Consider the following 22,658-nt stretch of genomic DNA (forward strand, 5'->3'; position numbering starts at 1 on the left):
TAATTCACCTCATTACAATGCTTTTAAACGTACTAATATTATACCATATTTCTCACAAAAAGCTAGTACATCTCCTGTCCATAAACCAAGTGTTTCTATTTGTTATGGACATTATCCTCACATATTTCTAATACGAAGAATATATATATACAGAATTCTTTTAATAATAGAGATAGTGGAGGTAGATATGATAGATTATAATAAAAAAAGTGCAAGCCAATATGGAATTCAGTTTGGTAACAAATTTGAAAATAGAATTTTCAAACGAATGACAGAAGACTGTACGAATTTTATATGCCAATGCGTTTGGGCTGGATATGGAGGCACAGATGGGTATTCGTTATCAAGACCTGAAGATATTGTAGCTCTAAGAAACAGAGTTGCAAATATGTATCGCCAGACACCTTTATGGTATGGTCTAGATTTCAAATCACTAGAACAATTTGGCTCATTGCCATTTATACGTGTTGAAGAGTTTTGGGATTACGTAGTAAACAATAATAGTAGTGGTCCAAGAGCTAAGGGTTTCAATAATGGAAAGCATTGGACCGAATTAGATGTTGATGTTGAACAAGGTGATGTAATACAATTTTATCATGATGATATCCAAAGATACGGGCATTCCGCTATAGTTGTATCCGATACAAAACAAAACATAGTTGATTCTATGGATGGTGTATTTGTTGCTCAACATTCAACAGATTTCAGCTATAGACCATTAATAGATGCATTTAAAGCAAATTGCGCTTTAGAGATCTGTAAAATAAGACTGTTAAAATTTGTTCCGGCATATTTTTAGAGGGTTGTTTATTACTATAGGTCCATTAAAAAATTTCAATATCTACTTAATAACTGAGCTTCTGTTATTTATACTCCTATATGTTATTTTCGTAGTTCCGTTTAGAAATTCTGGTGAAAGATTTGTAAGTTCTTCTATTGCATGTCTTAAATCCTTATTTCTATCTGGATCTACGTATTCTATAATTAAACGTTTCAATGAATGAACAATATTTATCTACAAGACAAACTATCCACCCTTCCATACAATTGGGTGGAATCGGCACTAACGGAAACATATGTCGCACAATGATGTTTCTCTCTCTAGTGCTTAATTCAAAATCACTCTCTGCATTTTTTAAAGCCTCATATGGATGTTTAAAGCCATGCAGCCTGTGTGATTTATCTTTTTCATGCCAATCATATAAAAAATAATCGTGTAACAAAGCCCCCCGGATTAGTTCTTCTTTATGAGAAATAATTCCTAATAATTCAGCAGTTCTAAGACTGCAATAAGCGACTCTTACACTATGTTCATAAACCGAAGTATTACCATGTTGGACATATTCTTTCAGCTCCGCATAATGCTTATGCGAGCCAATCTGTTCTAAACAAGATTCAAATATAAATGTTCTATTCAAATTTTCTACTTTATTTTTCATTACAATCCCTTCTTTACCATATCAAAATAGTACCTCTTTATGAAAAACTATACAATAAAAATCTGTTATTTTTTCTGCAAATATGTTATGATAGTTTATGTTTTTGTGCTTAATAATAGTTATAGCACAATTTTTTACGCTTAAAATTTGTTTAAATATATTTAATATATAGAAAGGATGCTATTTCATGGCAAATCAACAATTAACTGAAGAAATTCAAAAGCGCCGTATCTTTGGTATTATCTCACATCCAGATGCAGGTAAAACTACATTAACAGAGAAACTTCTTCTACATGGCGGTGCAATCCGTGAAGCAGGTGCTGTAAAGGGCCGACACAATTCAAAATTTTCAACCTCTGACTGGATGGAAATTGAAAAGCAGCGTGGTATTTCTGTAACTTCATCTGTTATGCAGTTCGAATATAAAGGGAAAGTAATCTCCATTATGGATACACCGGGACATAATGACTTTGGTGAAGATACCTACCGAATTTTAACTTCAGTAGATAGTGCCGTAATGGTTATTGATGGTGCTAAGGGTATAGAAACTCAGACAAAGAAACTTTTTAAAGTTTGTAGTATGCGCGGTATTCCAATTTTTACATTTATTAATAAAATGGACCGTGAAGCAATGGACCCTCTGGAATCTATGGAAGAACTGGAAGAAGTTCTTGGAATGCCTTCGGTGGCAGTAACATGGCCCATTGGATGCGGTCAAAACTTCCAGGGAATTTACGACCGGTTAGAAAATGTTGTTTACCTTTACAAAATAGGAAAAACTATAGGGCTTGGTGAGTCTGGAGTATTTGGTCCCGAATTAGAAGAATATCTTACTTTAAATAATCTGAATAATCTTCGTTCTGAAATTGAATTAATTGAAGGTGCTGGTAATGATTTTAATATAGACCAAATTAAAAATGGAAAATTATCCCCAGTATTTTTCGGTTCTGCTTTAGCAGATTTTGGTGTTACTCCATTTTTAAACCACTTCTTAGTCATGTCACCTCCTCCCGGACCAAGAAAAACAACAGAAGGTGTAGTTGACCCAACAGAAGAGGAATTTAGCGGGTTTATTTTTAAGATCCAAGCAAATATGAATCCTGCTCACCGTGATCGTATTGCATTTCTTCGTATATGCTCCGGTACTTTTGAGCGTGGTATGACGGTTAATCTTTCTCGAACTGGAAAACCTATTAAACTTAGCCAGTCAACACAACTTATGGCAAATGAAAGAGAAACTATTGATACTGCATATGCAGGTGATGTTATTGGTATTTATGATACTGGTACCTACCAAATTGGAGACACCTTAACCACTAAAAAAGAACCTTTATTCTTTGAACCGCTGCCAACTTTCCCGCCAGAATTGTTTGCTAGGGTCACACCAACCAATTCCCTAAAAGCAAAGCATTTTCAAAAAGGTGTACAACAGCTTGCACAAGAAGGGGCGATTCAAGTTTATCATAATCAATTTAATGATATCATTATTGGTGCCGTAGGCGCACTTCAATTTGAAGTATTTGAGTATCGTCTAAAGAATGAATACAATTCAGATATTCTTATGGAAAACTTAGATTTCAGCGTAGTCCGCTGGTTAAAGACGAATGATATCAATTCAGTTAAGAGCTGTTTAGACTCCAGATGTATGCTGGTATTTGACCACTTTGAACGTCCGCTAGTATTGTTTGCAAACCAGTTCACATTAAACTACTTTGTTGAACGTTATAAAGATATAGAATTGGTAGAAGCTTTAAATGTAAATAGTACTTTAAAATAAGAAATATATCAAAATCCCATAGCAAATTAGCTGCTATGGGATTTTTTAGGTGAATATATAAATTATTTTCTAAATTGTTAGTTTAAAACTATAATTATCTGAAAATAAAAACTTTATTTTCGTTTTATTTTGTGAGTATTATGTAAACCTTTTCTTCTTATAAAATATATTTTCCACACCCTTGTATCTCAGTAATTTTAGTGATTAAGGCACTTTTCCACACTTTTTAAAAATATTGTATACAATTTTATCCCACGGTGGTTGTGGACAACCTAAATCTCTGTGCAAAAGTATTTTCAACATGTTTGTGTTCTTTATTATTTGTCAACACAAAGTTATCCACAGGTTTACTGTTTTATTTTATTTGAATTATTTATAATTTTTTTTAACTGCTCCTCCCAGCCTGTATCCGATTGCCAATTCATAGATTTACTCATAACTAACTTATTAAGCAATGTAATTTCTGTACTACTTAATGTTTGGAACAGCTGAATTAATTCATCATCCCAAAAGCAGATATTAAGTATTTCAGACATATCCCGAAGACTATGAACATTTTCATTAACTAATGCAATTTTATCTGAAATAAACCTGCAATTAAGTATTTCACTAATCAATTCCCGTAAACGCTCATCTGCCATCATATCTCCATCTACATACTGCGTTTTTATCCTATGATCACTATTCTCATCTAATAATGATATAAAAACGCCATTAAGATCCTTTAAAGCAACCTGACTTTTTACTCTGGGATACTGCGCAAATAAAGCCTCATATAAATAGTTTCTTTGCTGCATTTCTTTAATTTCTAATTGGCTGCAAATTATATCCACTACCTGATTCAATTGTATTACAACTTCATTGTTCGACCATTTATCCAATTCGGTTAATATTCTTTTTCTATCATAGTCCGAAATATCCAAGTCTATCACATTTTTATTTATTACTGCTAACCCCATAGCATTCATTGCCACAGGTTCAAAAATATTAATAAGCAATCCCTTATAATCCGAGCAATAACTTTGAAGCAGGCGCGAAATCTCATTCCTTTCAAAATGCTCACAGAAGCGATTTTCCAGCAGAAGCCTATGCAAGTATTCATTAATGTACTGAATGCCCTGCAATCCCTCAGAAATTGGCATACACAGCTGATAATCAATATCGCCTGGAATCTCATGTGCGAAGAAATGATATTCATATCTTTTAAAGAACTTTTCAATTCCCTGTAATGTATCGTTATATGAAATGTTCTCGGTTAAAACAGTACTTTCTATGACCTGTTTAAAAAGGCCTTGGCCTTCTTCGACCATAGACTCAATAATATTCCAGCCTGCTTTAAGCAAGCTGGACATATTTTGTATTTTCAGCAAAGAAATCCCTTGTTTTGCAGCCACCAATCCAAGTGTAAAACAAATTGATTTAAAAAGCTCCTCCGCTTTTTCCACAGGTACAGAACTACTTTCCCCCATGGTATATCTTTCTGTTCGCTCTCCCAGCAATGATATCATGTTGCATTTTATAGATGACATTTCTGCCTCAGTAAAACCTTGATTCTGTAGATTTAGATTTAACATAGATACTAAATATTTGTTATTTTTATCTTCCATCCTTACCCCTTTTAAAACGAATGTCCATATATATCCGTATCATCTATTTCATAACCATAACGAGTATTTCTGCACAAGTCTTCAAGAGATGTTCCACTTAAATACTCCAATGAGCCCTGACAGACTCCATCGAAATGACGTTTCATAAATGAAATCAGCTCATCATCAGAAATTAGATCCATGGATTCATTTTTAAAGTAATAAAAGCAATCCTGCAATTCTAAAAGTGTATCTTCATAAATTTTCTGATAGATATATGGTGAATCACAAAACTCAGCCACCAGCTTTTTTAATATACCCTGCCCAAATTCAATGCGTCCATTTTCTTCTAACGCAGCAAAGCGTTTCTCCACCAGTTCTTTTATCTGATGCTCCGATAGTTGCAGCCCATATCCTATGGTTAGTTCATTGCATTCCCTTAACTCATCCATAGCCTGCATTTTCTGTGAATTAATTAGTTCCAATGCGAAATTATGCTCCATAACACCACCTCCAAATCATACAATAGTCCCTTTGCAATATCATTACAAGACTTGAAAAATTGTTGATTTTGTGGTAATATAAAAGCATAAAATGATATAAAAAACTTATTTATTTCCAACTTAATAGTTTAATAATACATTCTGCTAAACTTCATCACCAAAATTATAAAGTTTACGAATATATTTATGTAACTCATACGCTTGTTGATCATTATTTCTATTACTTAAAACAACAATTGCCTGTTCTTTTTCAGGTATTCTTAAAAAAAATGTAGAAAATCCTTGTGTCGCTCCATCATGAGTCTGTTCCATTTGCCCTTCAGTATTTTTTCTAAAAAACCAACCACAATTATAATTATCATACAATGAATTTAAATATTTAGCGGGGGTATAGGCATCTTCTAAAGTTTCATTACTAACTAGAATATTACTGTATAACGCCTGATTCCATTTATATAAATCCTCTAAAGAGGAATATACTCCCCCATCACCTAAGGTTGCACTGGAATAGCTTTGATCTTTTATAATAAATTTGTTACCATGCAATTGTGTACCATATGCCCTGTTCTTAATCTCAGGATTCTGCCTTTTGTCGAAGGCTACAGTATTATTCATTTTTAAAGGCTTAAAGATGTTTTTATCCATAAATTCAGATAAAGTCATTCCCGAAACTTTCTCAATAACACGTCCAAGTACGATATATCCTGTGTCAGAATATTTAAAATGATTTCCAGGAGTAAAATATGTAGAATCTGCTCTTTTTACTATTTCATAAACATCTGAATCCAGCAGTTGATTTTCTTCATTAAAATCTTCATCTAACAAGTCTGTCAGATCATAAAAGTCTCTTAAACCTGACGTATGGGTAAGCAGCTGCCTAACCGTTATATCTTTACCATACTCAGGAAAATCTTCTAAAATATCACTGACTTTCGTGTCGTAATCAAGTAATCCCCGATCCTTTAAAATCATTGCACACATGGCCGTAAACATTTTTGTGACAGAAGCCAGCCGGTAATTGGTAGCTGAATCCGCTTTTTCCAGGGTTTCAATATTGGCGTAACCGTAGGATTTATTATATACAATCTTTCCATTATCAACAATTAATATTGATATTGCTGATGATGGCGAATTATATTTACAGTATTCTTTCTGTATATAATTATCTAATTGTTGTTCTGGAGTTCTGCTGTTAACACAGCCCGCAAGAGTTAAACAAAGGAAAATCACAACAAGTATTTTTATATTTCTAGATACACGCATTTAACCACCTCATATTTGTTAATCTTTAAACTTACCTAATATGTTTTATTATAATCTTTTATGTTTATATTTTCATTTTTTAATTCTTTTTGTTTTTCGACATTATTTAGCCTTTTATAATCACATTTTACACCCTATGTTTTCAAATAAATTGTAAAATAAAAAAATAAATGGTATAATCTATACAATCAACTGAAAATATAGAAAATTCTATATTTGGTAAATCTGAAATATGGAGTGTGGGCAAAATGAAAATGTCATTAGAAAACATCCAAGTTGGTATGTGTGTAGGTCAAGATTTATATACAGAAAACGGACAACTTATTACACCTAATAATACAGTGGTTACAGAAGAATTACTTGCAAGACTAAAAAAATTCAAAATAAATTGTGTTGAGATGACCCATGACAGTCTGGATGATTATATTTTTGATATTAAAAGTACTGCTGGTTTTAAATCCTTTCAAAGTGAGTGTACCGAAGCAAAAGAAAGTCTGACGACCTCACTTGACAGCATTTTACAGGACAACCCAGACGATGTACATATTGATATGATAAAAAACCTAAGTACGTTGTTATACGAAAACAATAAAAAGAACATTAACCTTATTGATATGGTTTACAGTATGCACGAATATTCAGACGCAGTATATACACATTCTGTCAATGTAGGTATGATAGCAAGCCATTTAGGCCATTGGCTGGGTTTACCTGAAGAAGAAATAAAACTTCTTGTTACTTGTGGTCTCTTTCATGATATAGGTAAACTTCTTATTCCAAAAGAGATATTAGAAAAACCAGACAAACTTACCCCTGCAGAGTATAGAATTATGCAGTCGCATACATCCAAGGGCTTTGAACTTTTAGATCAATTTCCTGATATCGACGACCGGGTAAAAAAAGTAGCACTATTACATCATGAAAGATGTGATGGGACTGGGTATCCTATGCATTTTAAAGGCGATCAGCTGGATAGATTTTCAAAAATTATAGCCATTGCAGATGCATATGAGGCTATGACCTCAGAGAGATCTTATCGAGAGCCTATATGTCCATTTACTGTAGTCAGTTATTTTGAAAAAGAAGGATTACATAAATTTGAAACAAAATATGTACTAAAATTTCTTGCTAAAATATTGAATTCATATTTACATACAAAGATACTGCTAAGCAACGGAAAAGAAGCAACAGTTATTATGATTAATAGAAACGTGAAATCAAGACCGCTTGTAAAAGTGGATGATGGAGACTTTATAGATTTATCAGTAAACCCTGAAATTGATATAGTAAAGATGGTTAACTAAAATAGAACGAGATGATTTATATACTAAATCATCTCATTTTTATTACGGTTAGTTATGGTATATTTAAGTGCAGCCCCTGCATTTAACATTCCACCAGAGTTGACTTTTCCAGTCAGAGTGTCCAAAGGAGTAGCAGAGGTTAATATGGCTTCCTTAACATCTGCAAGACTCAAATCCGCATTTCCCGTATATACTAATGCCGCCACGGCAGTAACCATTGGTGCAGCCATGGATGTTCCTGACATATAAGCATAACCGTTATCAGCGGTCAAGCTTAGGATATAACTACCAGGTGCAGCAATATCAACAGAATTTTCTCCATAATTTGAACTGCTCGATAAATTTCCATCACAAGAAACATTTGCGACAGAAATAATATTACTAAGATCAAAGGCTGCGGGATACGTCGGAACAGAATCAATATTGGTTCCACCTTCAGAATCCCCATTTCCTGCAGCTACAACAAATAGCATATTTGAGTTTGCCATGGCGTTATATAACGCTTGATCATAATAGGTTGTACCAAGACTAAGATTGCAAATAGCTGCACCATTTGCATCTGCATACTTAATGGCATTTATAATAGACTCTGTGGTTCCACTACCATCTTCTCCACCTAGGACTTTCAAACTCATAATTGATACTGATTCTTCATCTGCAATTCCAGTAATTCCTACAGAATTGCCCTTTGTCGCTGTAATAGTACCTGCCCCATGAGTTCCATGGTCGTCCTCTTTCCCTACATATATGTTATTATTATCGTTATAGAAGTTCCATCCATATATATCATCTACATAACCATTTCCATCATCATCCGTATTATTTCCAGCTATTTCATCTTGATTTACCCACATAACATCAGATAAATCTTCATGATTAAAGTCAATGCCGGTATCAATTATAGCAACGGTAACATCTCTCTGACTTTTATATAAGTCCCACGCCTCTGCTATATTTATATCAATTCCTGCTACAGCAGAAATATTTCCTGTTTTTATCGTATTATTCGACATTTTTCTTTGTCCTTGCTTTGGTTTTGAAGGTCTTGCCCATTTACCAGGTTTCATTGGCTGCTCAAAAGGGCTTTCATATATAGGAAATTTATTCTGCTGCTCTTCCATTTTAAATCTGCCATTATTATAAAGCGCCCATTGTTCTGAGTTCAGTTTATCATTTGTTAGAGTTTGTGATTTTGTAGCTCCAGCCGCATAATAAACATGTTGTACATCGTCTGAGCATTCATCCTTTTCCGCAACGACTACATTAATTTGAGTCTGAAAAAGAAGCCCGGATATTAAAAATGTAGTAGATAATAATGCTATAAATTTTCTTTTAATCAAAACAATCACGCTCCATCCTTACTGTTTATAGCTTTGACATTACCATAGGATTCCAATTTAAATGTGTGCAATATATGAATATTGTGTGAAATTAAACTTAACTGTAAATGGCAATCTTACTACCACCGGTTTTTTCTTTGGTAACAACTATTTGTTTGTCAATCTTGTCTTTAAGCTCTGCTACGTGGGAAATGATCCCTACCAATCTTTTTCCTTCTGTTAATCCCGCCAGAGCCTTCATTGCCTGATTCAACGATTCTTCGTCCAGCGAACCGAAGCCTTCATCTACAAACATGGTATCTAGTTGTATACCTCCTGATGCAGATTGAATTTCATCAGACAGTCCCAGTGCCAAAGATAAGGAAGCCTTGAAAGATTCTCCTCCTGAAAGTGTTTTTACGCTTCGCTCTGATCCATTGTAATGATCTATTACATCCAGTTCCAATCCACTTTGGCTCTGCCTGTTTTCAGCCTCCACTCTCCTCTTTAATTCATACTGCCCGCTAGTCATTACCATTAGCCTTGTGTTAGCTCTTGATATGATTCGATCAAAGTAATTCATCTGTATGTAAGCTTCTAACATGATTTTTTCTTTTCCTGTAATGTTACCATTGGCAGTATTTGAAAGAGCTTTTACCCAAGTCCAGCGTTTCTCAATTTCAGATAAATTGCCCATCTGGGTATTTATACTATGTAACGCTGTCCTATTTCTGTCGAGTCTAGACGTAATCTTAGTGATTTTTCTGTTTAATTCTGATTTTTCTTGCAGTAACAATGTTTTCTTGTGATTTTCCGCATCCATATCAACTTTTTCTGCTTCTTTAAGCTGTTCCTTTAGTGCTTCTATTTTCGCATTGCATTCAGTAACAGCTATATTACATTCTTCAAATGCATTCTTAGCCTTTTCATATGCCTTCTGCATCATAGTTTTTTCATTTTCTAAATTCCTTATATGTTCTTCTGCCTCAGCCTTGGTATTAAATACTAAACTTTCTACAAGTTTTTGTTTTGATTCCAGTAAGCCTTTTCTTTCAGCTTCAAGAGAAGCAATCTCTTGTTTGCATTTTGAAATCGTATCTTGACACTCTTTAATCACGTTTTCTGACTGAGGAATTTCTTTTTCCAGTGATTCCTTTTCCTTAACACGATTTTCTTCCCCATTAATTTTTTCAAGTAATTCTGCAAGAGCAGTTTTAAGTTCCTTTTGCTTATGCTGTACCTTGTCCTTTATTTCATCAAATTCACAATCTCCCAGCAGATTTGAACTCTGTTTTATTAATTCTATTTTAGAAGCTTCTACTTTGCCCTTCCATGTACCCGCTTCTGTACTGCATTTTGCCGCCTCCATTTGATATTTTTCTCTTTCTGCTTTTGCACTCTGCAGTTCGGCTTCTGTTGGTGCGTTCTTTGAAAGAGTAGCAATCAATGGGTGATCAAATGAACCACATACGGGGCACCTTTTCCCTACTACAAGTTTTGATGCTAAAATTCCAGCCTGTTCATCTAAAAATTCCTTTTCCATTCTGTCAAACTGATTTTTGGTCAGCTCTGAATGCTCTGATGCATTTTTATATTTCTTCTGTGCCATTTCAAGTTTTTCAGTCAGTAAATCTAGCTCTGAAAGAGTATTGAGTAATTCTGTCACCATTTTTTGTTTCTCTGTCATGTCTTTTTTTTGGTTTTCAAGCTTTTCTTTATTTATCCCCGCATCCTTCAATAATTCTAAGTCATTCTTTAATTTTTTCAAATAATTTGTTGAGTTTTGGAGCTTTTCGTCAAGGTTAACCGTATTCAGCTTATGTATACTTAATAAATTTTCTTTCGCAGCAATACGATTAAGAATACTCTGTAAATCATCATATTTGTTTAATTTATCTTTCGCAGTATGTATTGCACCTCCAATTTTTTCGATTTTAAGCGCCTTTGCAGTTTCAACATCAAGAGCATCTTTGTTTAGTGCCAATTCTTGTAACTTTTGGCACTTGATTGCTTCTATTTTTGATAAATTAATAAATGCCCTATTATCTTTCTCGGCTTTTGCCAATATTCCGCTTGCTTCTTCTAGCTTATTTTCTGTACTATTAAGTAGTTCTGTATGCTGAATGTGTATTTTTTCATCCTCGTCTATGATTTTTTCAATTAACTCTACCGTTTCGTCTATTGTAGCAAGACTTCCCTCTGATTTAATCTTAGTAAGCTGAATATTTAGGACATTATCTGCATCACAGACAACTCCGTCTATGTATTGTGAAATACTTTGTTTAAAACATTCATATTCATTTTTCAAAGTTCCAGATTCATTTTTTAACTTGTCCTGTAATCTCTGATATACTTTCGTGTTAAAAATATCTCTAAATATTTCACTTCGTTCTTTCGTAGAAGCCAAAAGTAGCCGCAAGAAATCCCCTTGTGCAATCATGGCAATCTGCTTAAATTGTTCTCGATCAAGACCAATCAGCTCTTGTACTGCCTCAGTAACCTTTTTCGCATTTGTAAGGACTTTCCCATCTGGATATACAATTTCAGCCTCTGCTTTCTCCATTGTGAACCCCTCTCCACGTTTTGCAGGGCGCAAGTATTCTGGATTTCTCTTAATTTTATATTCCTTATCGCAATATTTAAAGACCATTTCCACAAAAGTAGGTGTATTTACATCTGCATATTTGCTACGGAACATGTTTGCTTCGCGACTATTACCACTTGCCTCTCCATATAAAGCAAAAGTAATTGCATCAAAGATTGTAGTCTTTCCCGCACCTGTATCTCCAGTTATTAAATACAAGCCATTTTCACCTAGCTTTGATAAGTTGATTTGCACCTTGTCTGCATAAGGTCCAAATGCTGATATAATCAAACTAATTGGTTTCATGCCTTGTCCTCCCAAATCCTTTCAATCAGTTCCGAAGTAAATTTCCGTTGTTCATTTGACATTACCTGATTGTTTTGTTTCTCATAAAATTCTTCAAAAAGTTCAAGAGGTGTCTTTCGCTCCATCTGCTCTGCTCCAGTAACTATTGAACTGTTACGAGTACGTTTATTATCATAATCTAACTTCATTATATTGGGATAGATGCTTCTTAACTTTCCAATAGCATCAGGAATATCTTCTTCATCTGTAAGCGTGATATGTATATAATCGTCGGTATTTGTATCCTTGTAATTTTCCCTTGCGGTTATTTCAAGGTAGCTCCCCTTAATTTCACGCAAATTTCTCTTTGGAATAAGTTCCAACATCTTGACATCTATATTTCCTTTTTCAGAGAGGTCTACAATTGTAACTGATTTTTTATGATGAACCTCTGAAAATGAATATTTAAGGGGGGTTCCAGAATACCTAACAGTTTCTTTAATTATCTTTTGTGGACCATGAATATGACCCAATGCTACATAATCAAAGCCATCAAATATGCTTGAGTCGACGTTATCCAGTCCACCTACTGATAAATCTTCTGATTCACAGCAAACTGCTCCTGTGACAAACTGATGACAGATAAGCACATTTCTCTTCCCAACATCAACTTTCATACTGTTTATAACTGTTTTTACTGCATCATTATGGGTTTCTATTTCAACTTCAGGATAATACCTTCTTACATAAGCCGGTTTTATAAATGGCAGCATATATATATTGATTATACCATGCTGGTCTTTAAGCTCTATTGGCGCAATATATCCATCAAAAACAGGTGACATATATACTCCACGACTGTTCATCACCCTTCCTCCAAAAGCAATACGCTCTGCAGAATCATGATTTCCACTTATTACAAATACCGACAGACTTCTTTCAGCCAAGCGTACAAGGAAGTCATCAAATAACTGCACTGCTTCAGCTGATGGTACTGATTTATCATAAACATCACCTGCAATGATTACTCCATCAGGTTTTTCCTCATCAATTACATTGACTATTTTTGTAAGTATGTATTCCTGATCCTCCAGCATGGAAAACTCATTTACTCGCTTTCCTATGTGAAGGTCTGAAAGATGAATTAACTTCATAACTTCCTCCGCTGCCCTTTTAATATATTTTAATTTTCTTATATCACTTATCACTAGCATTTAATTACTTACAATAATACCACAAAACCCACACATTTTTGAGTGTGGGTTTGAAAAATTTGGTCTAAATTCTTTTAAAGTTGTAACCTTGAAATACGCATACTGCATTTCCTCTTTCCAGCTGTCTGTGATTTTTCCACATGTTAGCCTTTTCAAGTGCCTCTTGAAGCATATTAGCATCATTGAAAATTTGCTCCATCTGCTTAAGCGCAATCTTTTTATTCATATACTGGCTTCGCTCTTTTGTGCAGCATGACACGATACCTGTGGGAATGTGAACCGCTCTTACCCCACTATCTGTAGTATTCACATGCTGACCACCTGGACCACTGCTTCTGAAAGTTTCGTATTTCACTTCTTCCTGTCTAAACACTATACTAAAAGCTTCATCACACATGCTAAAATCAATAAACCAATTTTTTCTCTTGTGCGTAGGTCTATAAAAACTCTGACACACCCATTTTATAGCCCCTATATATTCGGATAAATCGTCTTTCGTCTCAAATATTACTGATTTATATATCCCCTTATTATATCCCTCTACTATTCTTAACACTTCAATTCTGTACTTTCCCTGTAAATACTCTAAAAATCTCTTTACGGTTAATTCACACTCTGCTGGGCCCTGTCCTGAACTAATCTGATATTTCAATGTAACTCACCTCCTAACCCTTATATGTAATAAGGGGCTTTAAAGAGGCAACTATTTTAATCAAATTAAACTCTTCCAGACACTTAATAATGTCCCCAATGTTTTTATATGCATCTGGTGCTTCTTCATACAGCAAGTTAGAGTTATTACATATTATTTTACTTTTAAGTACAGTTTCCCTAAGTTCATTTTTAGTGTATTTGCTGCTCATTCTCCCCCTGCATTCAGAGCGCTGATATTTCCTGCCACTACCATGGGAAATAGAATTTAAAGATATGCTGCAGTCCTGAAAAGGCATTACTATATAAGTAAGGCTGCCCCTTGATCCAGGAATAACCACCATGCCATTTCTTGTTGAAACTGCACCTTTTCTATGAATCCAGACTTCATTACACTTTTCTACATAATTATGGCAGCAGTCAATCATATCTATTGGCTCTTTTAAAAATCCAAGTTGTTTAATAAGTTTTTCCGCTACTACTTTTCTGTTCAGCTTCGCCCATCTTACAGCATCATCATGCTTCTCCAAGTAGTTTTCAAATTGTTCACTTCCCACTTCAATTCCCTCTGCACCTCCGAATTGCGAAAATATTTCTTGTCCATAGTTTCTGGAACCTGTGTGTACCAAAAGCATTACAGCTTTTTTTCCAATACCCAATTTATCAAAATTGTCTTGATCAAAAACTTGATCTAGCACCTGAAATTCCGCAAAATGATTTCCACCGCCTATGCTGCCAAAGCCACTAGCTGTTTCTAATTGATTGAGCTTTTTCACCCATTTTCCCTGTTTGTACTGTGATACTTCTACACCAGTATTAAACATTGTCATTCCACACCCAATATCACTGCCTATAATGTGTGGATAAATAATCTCTTCTGTTTCTATAGCAGCACCTACAGGTGTCCTCCCAGCATGCAAATCGGGAAGACCCACTATTTTCTTCACGCCTTTTAATTCTGAGAAGCACTTAAGCTGTTCTGTAGCATTACTTTCCATCCAGATTTTATTGTTAGTTATCAAACTAGTTTTATCGTTTAAATTATTACTCAATTTATACTCCTTTTTCCGCTCCGCCAAAGCATCACGGACCTTCTATACCACAGCATCACACCTAAAAAGAGCATAAAAAAAGCGTAACACTAGAAATAATGCTACGCTAAAAAACTATATAATGTATTTTCTAAGCTAAGTATCCTACTGTGGTCAAAATTGTCTTTATTCTGTTGTTCTTTTCATTGTATGTTTTTGACATCTTTACCACCTCTTTCTTTATAATTTAAAATTATCTTATACTAATTTACTTGAATTTTCAATACTATTTATTACTTTGTAATGTTTATGAAACAGAATTGTCATAAAACACATGTAAATTTATTCAATCTTACTTAGCTTCATCTACATTCTCTAAAGGAAATGTTACCTTCCAGTTACCCTCTGTGTACATTCCACTTGTTACAAAATAGCCATATAAAGAGTATTGTTGGATTTCGGATTTTGGTATATTAAATACTTCTTCATCATAATCGATTCGATTATTGTCAGCCGCACCTTCTATAAATCCAACACCGTAAGTGCTGCTAACCACATTTCCTTTTTGATCTCTCAATTCAAAAAAAACATGATTATCTTTTTTTAAACTATTCCTTACAGCTGTCTGCACATGAAGCATTCCGTCTACATACCCAATACCTGTAAAATCTATTCCCTCAATTGGAAAATTCAACGGTTTACATGGTTTAAGGATTTTTATACTTTCTGTATCATCAGAAATATATCGTTCATAGTTTAATCCCCCATATCCCGATACACATATATTTTGGAGCCCTGAGCCCATGTCACCATGGTCCTGTGTACTTATATTGAGTGTTTCAAGGTTATCTTTTACTACAGATAAATCCTCCATAACTAACACATCTTTATATTCACGTTTTTTGCTTAAGAATTCACTTACTGAAAAGGTTAATTTGTCACCTACAATTTTCTTGTTTTCCCAACCGGTGATGTTAATGAGAAATGTAGCTGTTTTGGTTTTTTCATCATAGCCTACCCTTTCGCAATGTGACATATTGTCAAAAGGAATACGTAAATCATAACTGTCGTTTAAATCTGTAGTTTCATCGATACGATTTCCTTCTAGGTCCTGCATCGTAATATAAATTTCCGCTGTTTCCCCATGGATATATGCTGAAACTACTTCCATTTCTATGCCATTACTCACACTGGATTTCTGAACTGGTAGAAATGATTGTGCTACACTGGGTGAAACAAGATACATTAATTCATAAATTGAAGATACATTTGCCGCCAATACAGGCATTGCAGTAAAAATACAAACAAGCAATGCACAGAAAACTAAAGCCGGCCTGCGAAATCTCACAGTGACTTTATTTCTGTGCACAGCTTCTGTTTCTGCCTTATTTATAATCCCCTTTATGATATCCTCTGATGGAGAAATGTTTTCATTCATTTTGCAATACTTTTCTTTAAACATGATACCCCTCCTTCAATATTTCTTTTAACTTGCGCCTTCCACGAGTCAGCTGGGTTCTTATGGTTGATGGCTTTTGTTTCAAAACTTCACTGATTTCTTCTATACTCAAATTTTCATAATAAAATAAGTGTATAACTGCTCTGTATTTAACCGGCAGTTGTTGAAGCTCATAATATAAGTTTTTCTCTTCCTCCATTTCAAAAACTATAGATTCATCTAACTCTTCCGTTCTCCTTCTCCACGTAGAAGCCCATAATTTTTTACTGCAATTAATCGTTACTCGAATAAGCCATGCCTTACGATGTTCCTCTGTTTCAAATTCAGGTTTCTTTTTTATATATCGCATAAATACTTCTTGAAAAGTATCATCTGCATCACTTTTATTTCTAGTTTGAGAAAAGGCTAAACGATAAACCATATTTGAATACATATTTACAACATTTTCTATGCAATCATCTCTATTAAATGACTGATTTTCCATACTTTAAATCCTCCTTTCACTAGGAATACCCCTGAACTATGCAAAAAGCTACAATAAAATAAAAAAAGTTCAAATTATGAAATTAACTTAAAAAATCTGGTCTTTATAGGAAACTTTTTACTATGCAACGCCTAGTTGACAAGATGAAACGCTAACATGGTGGTAATCATACCATGGTTAATTTATAATAGAGAATAGAAAAGGAGGTATTATAATGACATTTGGTGAAAAACTCAAAGTTCTTAGGAAAGAACATAACTATTCTCAGGAAGAGCTTGCACAAATATTAGACGTATCTCGTCAAGCTGTCAGCAAATGGGAAAGTGACCGGAGCATCCCGGAGACCGATAAATTAGTGCAAATAAGTACTATATTGGGAGCCACTTTAGACTATCTTCTTAAGACTGACCATTTGGAAAATAATCAACAATGCAATAGTTATTATGTGAGCCGAGAAATAATTGAGGGGTTTCTCTCTTATAAGCAGCAAGGGGCTAAGAAAATAGCTATTGGTGTAAACCTGATTGTATTATCTAACCTTACTAATATTTTTAGTCAAAATCAATTTACAATAATATTTTATTGGCTGACCCTTACATTGGGAATTGCAGTATTAGTCTGGCATATTTTTCAACCAAATCGCTATAAAGAGATTGGTACGAAACCGCTATTGTTTGATGATGTTACAATCAAACAATTCAGGCAAGAGTATAACAAGAACCGCAAACGCTATGTATTTATGATAATCATAGCAATCGTCATTTTAATTTTAAGTCCACAAATCGTGTTAATCATTTCAGATTATTCACAAAGCAGTATTAGTCTTGCTTTATCATGGGTTTTACATGCGATTTGGCTGTCACTTGTTATTCTTGCAGGACTTGCATTAAATGCAGAAAGCATCATTGCCCAAAATGCAGAGTATATGCAGCGAAAAGCTAGAAAAGGCAAATATACATTGGTTTACATAGCACTACCTATAACTGCACTTACTGTGGCAATCGGAATTTTCACGGATGCTTGGAATCCCATAGTCCCAATAATCGCATTATTTTGTGTTATATTAGCAACTGTATGTAATTTATTAATTGAAGAAAGGAGTTCAAAATGACTAAAAAGTTATTTGTGACGATATTTCTATTATTGCTGTTTTCAATTTTTAGTGGATGTTCTCCCGGGGATTCCTCAAACAGCAATACAGAAACCGCAGAGGATCAACGGCTTGCGCGCATTGAAGTATACTCCGCAAATGAACAAACCTTAATTGATACCATTGAGAATAAAGAAACATTGGCAGCATTCAGCAAAAGCACCTCATTTACCGATCAATTAGAGGATATAGATGATGACTATATGGAGCAACAGGCAGAAATCCAGAAAAAGTTAGAAAAATATGAACCGCAATATGTTTTTATATCATATAAAACTCCTGCGGCTATAAATAATGATGGAGCTCTGGAAAAAATTTTGAAAATTACGGTCTACAAGGATACAAATATCATTAAAGTACAGATATCTCCCGATAATGTGAAAAACTGTTCAGTTCCCTCTGAATATTTAACTTTTTGTTTCCAAGCTTCAGATAAAGAGATAGCGTATCTGTATTCACTGGTGCAATGAGCATAAAGAACATCGTACAATATAAGAGAATCCCTAAAGCACTTTTGATGGTGCTTTAGGGATTTGTTCTTTAATGGGACATTTAAAAATCCAGATTATTATTCAATTATTTCTTGATTACTTTTACCAAATTATTAACTTCATTCTGGGTTACATCTTTATTAAAAAATTCGTATCTAAAGTATGCATAGCCACCCACTTTTCCTGTAGTCCTTCCGGTAGTAACCTGTCTTGCAATAATATCATTATATCTAAGCCATTCAGAGGTTGGATTTTTATCAGGTACATTACTGCCTGCATTGGCCATATCAAGCCCCACATATAATTTCACATTGCCCTTAGACGCGAGATTCATCCAAGAATTCAAATTATTTTCATAGGCATAAGAAGCAACATTTCCAGAAGAATCCTTTGTTTCAAATCCCCAATAAAGCTGAGGCATGATATAGTCTATGTAACCAGCTTCAGATAGCCATCTGTCAATATCAACGAAATATGCATTGTCCTTGCGTAAATTAGCCAAGTTTCCTGCAGGGCTTATACCGTATTCAATATCTTTGTTCTCTGCCTTTACTGCTTCGTAAACGCCCTTTACCAACAGATTAACATTATTTCTACGCCAATTAGCAATACTCAGAAGACTTCCTGATTTATCATATTCAGGCTTGTCAAACCATAAAGCGGGATCGCTGTCATTAACTGACGGATAAAAATAATCATCAAAATGAATTCCATCTACATCATAATTTTCAACAATCTCTTTAACACCATTAATGACCATATTACGAACTTCAGGTACAGCCGGATTTAAATAATACTCACCTTTATGTAAAAGTGCCCATCTGTCATTTGTAGTATCACTGTCTGACTGCCAGACTTTTACTGGATTATTTGCACCTACTTGATTCCAATAAGTCCCATAACCCGTTACTCTGTATGGATTTAACCATGCATGAAATTCCAGTCCTCTACTGTGAGCAGCTTCCACCATATACTTCAATGGGTCATATCCAGGATCAACACCCTGTGTTCCACTGGCAAAAATAGCCCAAGGATAATACTTTGAAGGATACATTGCATCACAATGAGAACGGACATGAACAAATACAGCATTCATGCCAAGATTTTTACAACGATCAAACATCTTATCAACTGCAGCTTTAAAACCTGCTTCATTTTTAGGCATACTCATATATTCAAGGTAAGAAATCCACATTGCATTTAATTCACCATCTCTTGCAACATTATCTCCCTTTTGATTATTAGAATCATTAAATTGTGCTACCGTTCCATCTGTATTAACAACAACTATTCTATTTGCATTGTCCCAGGCTACTCCTGCACCAAATGCTTCTAGAACAACTCGGATAGGTAAATATGTATGTTCGTCTTTTATTACAGCTTCTGTGTCATTTCCTTTCTGCAGTCCGTTTACCAAAACATATTTTTGGTCAATCGGTACCTGAACGGTTGTGCCATTTTTTACTACAATAGCAATTCTACTATCATTGTCCCAGTCTACCTTGCATCCAAACTCTTCCATTACCCCCCTAAGTGGTACGAGGGTTCTGCCATTGGTATCAATAAAAGGTTTTCCCAGATTCTCAGCCAAAGAAACATTTTTCCCATCAATGGTAACTCCTACGCCAGAATCAGCCCTTACCGTTTCTGTAGTCATTCCTAAAATAAAAGCTACTAAAGTTAACATCAGAAGAAAAGCAGCAACCGTTAGTTTTTCTTCTGCCAAGCCACTTAACCCAATTCCTTTCTCATTCATCATTCAATATTCCCCCATATTATGTCACAATAATTTCGTTTCAGACATAATTATACCATATTATGCAAGTCTTGCCACTTAAAATTGGATATTAAATTCCAGCCAAATATTGGGGCTATATTAAATTATTATCTATCCAGCTATTAAAAACTGCTAGTTGCTCCTGCGTGTGAAAGTAATGCTCACCTTGTTCCAGAACCTGTAAATTAACATGATACCTTTCAGTAAAACTTGAGATTTCTTTCCATTCACACAAATTATCAGCTGTTCCATATAAGATCGCAGTTGGCGTATTCCATTCAAAATCAATTGGATTGGCTTTTACATAAGAAAAATAATCCCATTCTAAATTCTGTCCAATAGGTAGTTCTATTATCTTTTCTTTCTGCAAGCGCTCTTCACTGACACCAAATCCAGCCATCATATTGTGTATAATTTGTTCCATATTTACCACTGGAGATAAAAACAGTGCTTGCTTTAAACCGAAATCACGATAAGCCAGTAAGCTAAAATATGCTCCCATACTACAGGAAAACAAACTTATATCTTGAGATATTTCCTTTGCATATTCATATACAGCTAACAAGTCACTTACACAGTTTTGAGGATTGCATTCGTATTTTTGTTTCACACGTTCACCATGCATAGGCAAGTCAAAACTTACCACTTTATACCCTTTTTCTACGGCTTTTTCTGCCAATATGGATATCACAGAATCTTCTTTGTTTGACATGTTTCCATGCACAGCAATAAATAATTTTGAGTTCTCTTTACCCCATAACACAGCTGGGATAACAACGTTTTGATTCTTTATTTTTATATATTCTTTTTCCATTTTATCAATCTTTACTCCTTATAATCACTTTCTGTTTCAATTTCTACAGTCTTTGTCGCATTATCATAGGTTATACCTATATTAAATACTTTGGCTACATCTCTCAATTTAAAGTAGTTATTTCCACCTATAGTATAAGCTTTCAGGGATATCAGTTCTCCATTTTTAAGAATTTTAGCATCACTTGGAGCAATTGATTTAGCAGAGCCATCACTAAGATCTAATTCTCCGCCAACTATTGTATATCCAGTTTTTGATAATAAATTAATTGCTTTATTCTGATTGTCCCAGCTAACATCAAAGCATTTTTTACTTCCTGCAGCAACTTTGGCTATATCCCTTAGCTTAAAATAATTATTATTTTCTATATTGTATGATTCTAATTCGACAGGATTACTGTCAACCATAACTTTTATAGCTGCAGGTTTCACCAACGGTGCTGAATTATTATAAACAAATCCAAAAGCATTATTTACATTTCTCCCAGACGTAACTGCCTTTCCGTTGTAATATAGCGCCATAGATCCACCGCCATCAAGGCACATGGCATTGACTAACCCAAGATTTTGACACACTACAGCTGCTTCTTTTATTGTTGCAGCTCCAATGGTTCCAATCTTTACCTTTCCATTAGCGTCAGCCCCTATAAAAGTTCTGCTCGCTTTACTTACATTGATTTTGTTCTCAAAGAACTGCTCAGCTTTTCCATCTGCCGTTACCTGTCCGTTAATAATTAGGCTGGGACCTGCTCCCACAGCCTGGATAACATTATCCCATGTGGACTTCTTTGTAAAAGTAGTTTTTATTTCTACTTCATATCTTACTTCATCCCCTGCTTTAAAACGTTCGTCAACCAGATACGCAACCTGGGGGTTGTAGACAATAGCAAATCCATCTGCAGGCACAGTAAAATCAGAAGTTGCTATGTATTGAACCTTTCCATTAACCACTACTGGTGCCTTAGCCCCTGCTGCTAGTTTTACAGCTGTACCATATTCTTGTGTAAAGATAGTGATAGCATCCGCCTCTGTGCTAGGGTGATTTATTCTCCATGGAATGGATCGGCACTCTCCATTTATATATCCCAAAAAGCTAAATGTAAGTCGATCAATTACTAATCTGCCATCACTGGTAAATCCCGCAACTGAGCCTCCATTACTTATATGTAAAACTTTTCCATCCTTTATAATGGTTCCCCAAGGAATAGGCAATCCGTCATACGCAGAAAAGTACGTACCATTTATAGCTGCAAAACATCCATTATTATTTGCCATACTTGCTACAGAAGCCGCCGAGCAGAGATTATTCCCTGCTGTAAGCATTACAGGTTTTACATTTCTATCATTCATGTCTATGGTAATGTAATTTGCTTTAAACCCGTTTATATTTGCGGCACCTGTATATGAAGAAGGGGCTGCAAAGGCAACCCCAGTAGTCATTGCAAAAATTATTGAAATAACTAATAGTTCTACTAATCTGAAATTTACTTTTAAATTCATTGTTAAATTCCTGCTTTCATTAGATTCA

19 protein-coding genes are annotated in these 22,658 nt (G+C 34.6%); 5 read left to right on the top strand and 14 right to left on the bottom strand.

Going from position 1 to position 22,658, the window contains the following annotated elements:
- The first annotated feature begins 187 nt into the window (after window positions 1–187).
- Window positions 188–799, top strand: a complete 612-nt coding sequence (locus RTW14_RS08740) for an amidase domain-containing protein (protein WP_312649568.1) — start codon at window positions 188–190, stop codon at window positions 797–799.
- 160 nt (window positions 800–959) lie between these two features.
- On the opposite strand, the gene RTW14_RS08745 is transcribed toward RTW14_RS08740, so the two are convergent.
- Entirely contained in the window at window positions 960–1,439 is a 480-nt protein-coding gene (locus tag RTW14_RS08745) for an HD domain-containing protein (RefSeq protein WP_312649571.1), read from the bottom strand.
- A 187-nt stretch (window positions 1,440–1,626) separates the two neighbouring features.
- Between RTW14_RS08745 and RTW14_RS08750 the strand changes: the two genes are divergently transcribed.
- Window positions 1,627–3,216: a peptide chain release factor 3 gene (locus RTW14_RS08750; RefSeq protein WP_312649574.1), complete on the top strand. Its 1,590-nt coding sequence runs from the start codon at window positions 1,627–1,629 to the stop codon at window positions 3,214–3,216.
- 347 nt (window positions 3,217–3,563) lie between these two features.
- Here the strand turns inward: RTW14_RS08750 and RTW14_RS08755 are convergent, their stop codons facing one another.
- The 3 genes from RTW14_RS08755 to RTW14_RS08765 all read right to left on the bottom strand — a co-directional run bounded on the left by RTW14_RS08755 (window position 3,564) and on the right by RTW14_RS08765 (window position 6,568).
- A complete protein-coding gene (locus RTW14_RS08755; protein ID WP_312649577.1) occupies window positions 3,564–4,823 on the bottom strand; it encodes a DUF6179 domain-containing protein in 1,260 nt (419 codons plus the stop codon).
- Window positions 4,824–4,834: 11 nt separating this feature from the next.
- Window positions 4,835–5,305 (bottom strand): DUF6323 family protein, encoded by a 471-nt coding sequence (locus RTW14_RS08760; RefSeq protein ID WP_312649579.1) that lies wholly within the window; start codon window positions 5,303–5,305, stop codon window positions 4,835–4,837.
- Window positions 5,306–5,449: 144 nt separating this feature from the next.
- Entirely contained in the window at window positions 5,450–6,568 is a 1,119-nt protein-coding gene (locus tag RTW14_RS08765) for a serine hydrolase domain-containing protein (RefSeq protein ID WP_312649581.1), read from the bottom strand.
- A 248-nt stretch (window positions 6,569–6,816) separates the two neighbouring features.
- On the opposite strand from RTW14_RS08765, the gene RTW14_RS08770 reads away from it, so the two are divergent.
- Window positions 6,817–7,872: an HD-GYP domain-containing protein gene (locus tag RTW14_RS08770; RefSeq protein WP_312649583.1), complete on the top strand. Its 1,056-nt coding sequence runs from the start codon at window positions 6,817–6,819 to the stop codon at window positions 7,870–7,872.
- Window positions 7,873–7,895: 23 nt separating this feature from the next.
- On the opposite strand, the gene RTW14_RS08775 is transcribed toward RTW14_RS08770, so the two are convergent.
- From RTW14_RS08775 to RTW14_RS08805, 7 genes are all read right to left on the bottom strand, one after another.
- Window positions 7,896–9,212, bottom strand: coding sequence for a S8 family peptidase (locus tag RTW14_RS08775; RefSeq protein ID WP_312649586.1), 1,317 nt, complete (start codon window positions 9,210–9,212; stop codon window positions 7,896–7,898).
- A gap of 97 nt (window positions 9,213–9,309) precedes the next feature.
- Window positions 9,310–12,081 carry an SMC family ATPase gene (locus RTW14_RS08780; RefSeq protein WP_312649588.1) on the bottom strand — a complete coding sequence of 924 codons (2,772 nt, stop codon included), beginning with the start codon at window positions 12,079–12,081 and terminating at the stop codon, window positions 9,310–9,312.
- Complete coding sequence (locus RTW14_RS08785; RefSeq protein WP_312649591.1) at window positions 12,078–13,214, bottom strand: exonuclease SbcCD subunit D; 1,137 nt, start codon at window positions 13,212–13,214, stop codon at window positions 12,078–12,080. The genes RTW14_RS08780 and RTW14_RS08785 overlap by 4 nt, the downstream gene beginning before the upstream one ends.
- 124 nt (window positions 13,215–13,338) lie before the next feature.
- A complete protein-coding gene (gene prfH, locus RTW14_RS08790) occupies window positions 13,339–13,926 on the bottom strand; it encodes a peptide chain release factor H (RefSeq protein WP_312649593.1) in 588 nt (195 codons plus the stop codon).
- A gap of 13 nt (window positions 13,927–13,939) precedes the next feature.
- Window positions 13,940–14,977, bottom strand: a complete 1,038-nt coding sequence (locus tag RTW14_RS08795; protein ID WP_312649596.1) for an RNA ligase RtcB family protein — start codon at window positions 14,975–14,977, stop codon at window positions 13,940–13,942.
- A 331-nt stretch (window positions 14,978–15,308) separates the two neighbouring features.
- A complete protein-coding gene (locus RTW14_RS08800; RefSeq protein ID WP_312649598.1) occupies window positions 15,309–16,418 on the bottom strand; it encodes a hypothetical protein in 1,110 nt (369 codons plus the stop codon).
- On the bottom strand, window positions 16,411–16,899 hold the full coding sequence (locus RTW14_RS08805; protein ID WP_312649601.1) for an RNA polymerase sigma factor: 489 nt from the start codon (window positions 16,897–16,899) through the stop codon (window positions 16,411–16,413). Before RTW14_RS08805 ends, RTW14_RS08800 begins: the two co-directional genes overlap by 8 nt.
- A gap of 214 nt (window positions 16,900–17,113) precedes the next feature.
- Here RTW14_RS08805 and RTW14_RS08810 point away from each other — a divergent pair, with 214 nt between their 5' ends.
- Together RTW14_RS08810 and RTW14_RS08815 are read left to right on the top strand one after the other, a co-directional pair.
- Window positions 17,114–18,010 carry a helix-turn-helix domain-containing protein gene (locus RTW14_RS08810; RefSeq protein WP_312649603.1) on the top strand — a complete coding sequence of 299 codons (897 nt, stop codon included), beginning with the start codon at window positions 17,114–17,116 and terminating at the stop codon, window positions 18,008–18,010.
- On the top strand, window positions 18,007–18,519 hold the full coding sequence (locus tag RTW14_RS08815) for a hypothetical protein (protein WP_312649605.1): 513 nt from the start codon (window positions 18,007–18,009) through the stop codon (window positions 18,517–18,519). Before RTW14_RS08810 ends, RTW14_RS08815 begins: the two co-directional genes overlap by 4 nt.
- A gap of 106 nt (window positions 18,520–18,625) precedes the next feature.
- Here the strand turns inward: RTW14_RS08815 and RTW14_RS08820 are convergent, their stop codons facing one another.
- The 3 genes from RTW14_RS08820 to RTW14_RS08830 all read right to left on the bottom strand — a co-directional run bounded on the left by RTW14_RS08820 (window position 18,626) and on the right by RTW14_RS08830 (window position 22,630).
- Window positions 18,626–20,299, bottom strand: coding sequence for a family 10 glycosylhydrolase (locus tag RTW14_RS08820; protein ID WP_312649607.1), 1,674 nt, complete (start codon window positions 20,297–20,299; stop codon window positions 18,626–18,628).
- A gap of 112 nt (window positions 20,300–20,411) precedes the next feature.
- Window positions 20,412–21,131 carry an alpha/beta hydrolase gene (locus RTW14_RS08825; RefSeq protein ID WP_312649609.1) on the bottom strand — a complete coding sequence of 240 codons (720 nt, stop codon included), beginning with the start codon at window positions 21,129–21,131 and terminating at the stop codon, window positions 20,412–20,414.
- A gap of 11 nt (window positions 21,132–21,142) precedes the next feature.
- Window positions 21,143–22,630 carry a phosphodiester glycosidase family protein gene (locus tag RTW14_RS08830; protein ID WP_312649612.1) on the bottom strand — a complete coding sequence of 496 codons (1,488 nt, stop codon included), beginning with the start codon at window positions 22,628–22,630 and terminating at the stop codon, window positions 21,143–21,145.
- Window positions 22,631–22,658: the final 28 nt, after the last annotated feature.

Origin of the sequence: Aminipila sp. (genome assembly GCF_032051575.1) — a bacterium.
Taxonomy (GTDB): domain Bacteria; phylum Bacillota; class Clostridia; order Peptostreptococcales; family Anaerovoracaceae; genus Aminipila.